Origin of the sequence: Myxococcus sp. CA039A (assembly GCF_013336645.1) — a bacterium.
Taxonomy (GTDB): Bacteria; Myxococcota; Myxococcia; order Myxococcales; family Myxococcaceae; genus Myxococcus; species Myxococcus llanfairpwllgwyngyllgogerychwyrndrobwllllantysiliogogogochensis.
This window is the reverse complement of sequence record NZ_JABUMQ010000737.1, coordinates 1-613: the sequence shown is the minus strand read 5'-3', so window position 1 is coordinate 613 and position 613 is coordinate 1. Positions and strand designations below refer to the sequence as shown.

The following is a 613-nucleotide window of genomic DNA, read 5'->3' as shown; positions in this document are numbered from 1 at the left end:
AATCTCGATCGATGCGAATATCCCGCGTTCGTTGCGGGACCTGATGATTCAGCATCAGGTGACGGAGTCGGAAATGCAGATCGTCGTAAGTCAGAAAGGGTATTATCCGATAGATACGCCCATCGTGAACTACGACCCGGGCTTTATTGAGGGCGTCCTTGTCGGGGCATGGCCGCAAGTATTTGCCATGATCCAAGAAACCAGAAAAAATCTGCCATTTTAACAACGGGAGGAACAATACATGAGTCAAATTGAACGCGAATTGAATTGGGACGACGAAATTGAAAAGGACGGTGGTGAGTTTATTGTTCTCCCTGCCGGAGACTACAACTTCACGGTCACGAAATTCGAACGCGGGCGGTTTGCTGGCAGCGAGAAAATGCCGCCCTGCAACCAAGCGAAGCTGGAACTGACCGTTCATTCACCTGAATACGGGGATGTGGTCGTCTTCCATAACCTCTTCCTGCACACCAAGACCGAAGGGTTGCTGTCCAACTTCTTCGCCGGCATTGGCCAGAAGAAGAAGGGCGAGAAGCTGCGCATGAACTGGAACACGGTTGTGGGATCCAAGGGTCGCCTGAAACTCGAAGTCAATACGTTTAAAGGCAAGGAC

At 50.9% G+C, this 613-nt stretch carries 2 protein-coding genes; both read left to right on the top strand.

What is annotated here, in order from left to right:
- Nucleotides 1-223: hypothetical protein (locus tag HR086_RS48115; RefSeq protein ID WP_217442254.1), on the top strand; the 223-nt coding region annotated here is incomplete at its 5' end.
- A gap of 18 nt (nucleotides 224-241) precedes the next feature.
- The coding region (locus HR086_RS47345) for a hypothetical protein (protein ID WP_217442253.1) at nucleotides 242-613 on the top strand (372 nt) is incomplete at its 3' end.